Raw genomic sequence first — 2655 nt, 5'->3', positions numbered from 1 at the left:
CGCGACCCGGCCGGCGGCCTCGTCCGGACGCCGTGCGCCGGGCGCAACGGCATGGCCGCGGGCACGGCGACGAGGAGGGTGACGCGGGGTGGGCCGGCGGCCGGCACCATCGGGTGCCGGCCCCCGGCCCGCCCGCTGTCCGTTCCCGGTGGGTCAGATGCCGCAGGTGGGAGCCGACCAGTACGGCGACGGGTCGAAGGCCACGTGGGTGTGGTCGTTGTGGCCGGGGTAGCCCGGGCCGAGGATCTCCGAGAAGCCGTGCGTCCTGGACTGCTGGGCGAGGCGGCACAGGGACGGCGAGCCGACGAGGTCGGCCGCGTCGCCGTAGAGGTGGCGACTGGTGGCGGAACCGCCGACCGCGTTGTTGCACGCGCGGGAGCGGAAGCCGCTGGAGACGGTGATCGGGACGTCGCCGAGGGCGTGCCGCATCGCCTCCAGCTTCCACATGGTCTTGAGCGCGTTCGACCTGGCGGTGGCCGCGGAGACCGCGCCGCCGGACCAGTCGGAGTTGCACTTGTTGAGTTCGGCATAGTCGAAGTGGACGGGCGTGCAGTCGGCGTCCTGGAGAGCGTAGATCTTGCTGAAGGTCGCGGGTCCGGCGACCCCGTCCGCGCTCAGTCCGTACGCGGCCTGGAACTTCCTGACGGCGGCGGCGGTCCGCGCGCCGTACTGGCCGTCGTAGGAGAGCCGCTCGCCGGAGGTCACCCAGCCGGCTACCCGGATCTGGAGCTGGGTCACGTCGCTGCCGGAGGACCCCTGGGAGAGGGTGCGGTTCCAGCTGTAGCAGGAGTCGGCCTGCGCGGTTCCGGCGGTGGCGCCCACCCCGACCACCATGAAAGCCATGAGCATGACAAATGAGAGAAGCAGGCGTGACGCGCGTCTGAGCATTCCGGCCTCCCGACCGTTGAGTCGACAACAACCGGAGCCCAGCGTGCGGCAACGCGCTACGCGCGTCAATGGTGCCCCGGGGAAGTGAGGTCGACGTTTCCGTGTCCGGCGGGATCACGCGTTCCATGTCGGGAACAGCCGGCTCCCTTTCCGTGCACCGCACCTCACGGCTCCCCGGCGAGCAGCCGTGACCGCGTCCCGGGGCCGGCCCGTACGGCCGGTCGCGGACCGCCTTCGACCCCGTTCACCTGCTTCTGCCCACTCGAGTCGCCGTGCCCGGTCCCTGAACGGCCGCACCGCGCTGGACGCCGGAGCCACCGTCGCCCGTCGCCGACGAGCGGGCCGCAGCCGAGCCCACCGCCCGCGTCACCGGCAGCGGCGGCCACAGTGCGTGCGCCGGAAACTGGGCGGAATCACGAAAAAGACCGTCATCCACAAACTTGACCGATTCAAGAAAGGGCGTACGGTCGTAGGGGAGATTGCAACCGTCCCCGAAAGCACGCTCTCATGGATCGCACAGCTCCCCGGGAAACCCTCCCGGCTGGAACGATCGCCGATGTGGCCGTCCCCGGCCCTCAGCGGTCGACTACCGCCCTGCCGTCCGGCGCGGCGGCCGAGACCCGCGTGGAGTCGTTCGTGGGCGGGCCCTGGTCCCTGCCGTGGTCACCGACCGCGTGCTCCTCGGCGAGGACCGTCATACGTGACGTGCTGCCGCAGTGGGGTCTGGGTGACCTCGTACCGACCGCCGAGCTGCTGGTCAGCGAACTGGTGAGCAACGCGCTGCGTCATGCCTCCGGCCCACTGCGCCTCACCCTCGAGCGGGTGTCCGACCTCCGCTGTCTGGTCAGCGACGGCACCGCGGACCTTCCCCGCCCGACCGACGCGGGCCCGGAGGACGAGGGCGGTCGCGGACTCACCCTCGTGGACATGCTGGCCGCACGGTGGGGCTGTGAGGGCGGGCCCGAGGGCAAGAGCGTGTGGTTCGAGCTCTCCGGCGACCCCTGCGCGCCCCGTCTCGACGGCGACACGGAGGGCGAGGCGGCATGACGGCGTCCGGTGCGGCCGATGAGCCGATGGCCCTGGCCGCCGAACGGCTGCGTACGGCGGGTATGCGAGTGACCGCTCCGCGCATGGCCGTGCTGACGGCCGTCTCCGACTCGGGTGGTCACCTCGACGCCGACACCCTGCGTGAGCGCGCTCGGCGGATCACCGGCCGCCTGTCCCTGCAGGCCACCTACAACGTACTGCGCGCCCTCACGGACGCAGGCCTGGTCCGATCCACCCAGATCGCGGGTCACCCCACCCGTTACGAGACCGAGCGCCACGACAACCACCACCACTTCGTGTGCCGCGCCTGTGGTTCCATCCGCGACGTGGAGTGCACGGTGGGTGCGGCACCCTGCATGGAGCCGCGGCTTCCGGAGGAGTACGACACCCAGGAGGCCGCAGTCACGTTCTGGGGCCTGTGCCCCGGCTGCCGGGCCGCGGGGCCGGTTTCCTGACCGGAACCGCCCTCGTGGTCCCATGACGGGCGGGGAAGGCCCGTGTGCTGCCGTCCGGTCGTGTCGGAGAACCGTACGAGCAGCTGATCACCGGACACGAGTACCTGCGCTGTCGCGGATCGATGCCCGCATCGTCCCGATAGGATCCCTTTTGTGATCGGCTCAGGAAGGCTCCGGCGTCGCCCCCGCCCCCGCGGCGGCCAGCGGGAAGCCGTGCTGCTGTCACCCGTGCTCGTCACCATCGTCGTCACCGGTCTGGCGGCCT

General features: G+C 71.5%; 4 protein-coding genes. 2 read left to right on the top strand and 2 right to left on the bottom strand.

Going from position 1 to position 2655, the window contains the following annotated elements; all coding sequences use genetic code 11:
- Nucleotides 1-153 precede the first annotated feature (153 nt).
- A complete protein-coding gene (locus tag B7767_RS39795) occupies nucleotides 154-888 on the bottom strand; it encodes a D-Ala-D-Ala carboxypeptidase family metallohydrolase (protein WP_085576179.1) in 735 nt (244 codons plus the stop codon).
- 575 nt (nucleotides 889-1463) lie between these two features.
- A complete protein-coding gene (locus B7767_RS48840) occupies nucleotides 1464-1586 on the bottom strand; it encodes a hypothetical protein (protein WP_256923740.1) in 123 nt (40 codons plus the stop codon).
- A 7-nt stretch (nucleotides 1587-1593) separates the two neighbouring features.
- On the opposite strand from B7767_RS48840, the gene B7767_RS39790 reads away from it, so the two are divergent.
- Both B7767_RS39790 and B7767_RS39785 read left to right on the top strand, forming a co-directional pair.
- Entirely contained in the window at nucleotides 1594-1935 is a 342-nt protein-coding gene (locus B7767_RS39790; protein WP_085576178.1) for an ATP-binding protein, read from the top strand.
- The gene (locus tag B7767_RS39785) at nucleotides 1932-2390 is read left to right on the top strand and encodes a Fur family transcriptional regulator (protein WP_218775858.1); all 459 of its coding nucleotides are present in this window, start codon (nucleotides 1932-1934) and stop codon (nucleotides 2388-2390) included. Before B7767_RS39790 ends, B7767_RS39785 begins: the two co-directional genes overlap by 4 nt.
- The last annotated feature ends 265 nt before the right edge of the window (nucleotides 2391-2655 follow it).

It is taken from the genome of Streptomyces sp. 13-12-16, from assembly GCF_002114215.1.
GTDB lineage: Bacteria > Actinomycetota > Actinomycetes > Streptomycetales > Streptomycetaceae > Streptomyces.
The sequence above is the reverse complement of the archived record's forward strand: the minus strand, read 5'-3'. Positions and strand labels throughout refer to the sequence as shown.

Coding starts and splice junctions, on each gene's coding strand:
- B7767_RS48840 (WP_256923740.1), bottom strand. CDS start 1,586: ATGACGGTCCTCGCCGAGGAGCACGCGGTCGGTGACCACGGCAGGGAC.
- B7767_RS39795 (WP_085576179.1), bottom strand. CDS start 888: ATGCTCAGACGCGCGTCACGCCTGCTTCTCTCATTTGTCATGCTCATG.
- B7767_RS39785 (WP_218775858.1), top strand. CDS start 1,932: ATGACGGCGTCCGGTGCGGCCGATGAGCCGATGGCCCTGGCCGCCGAA.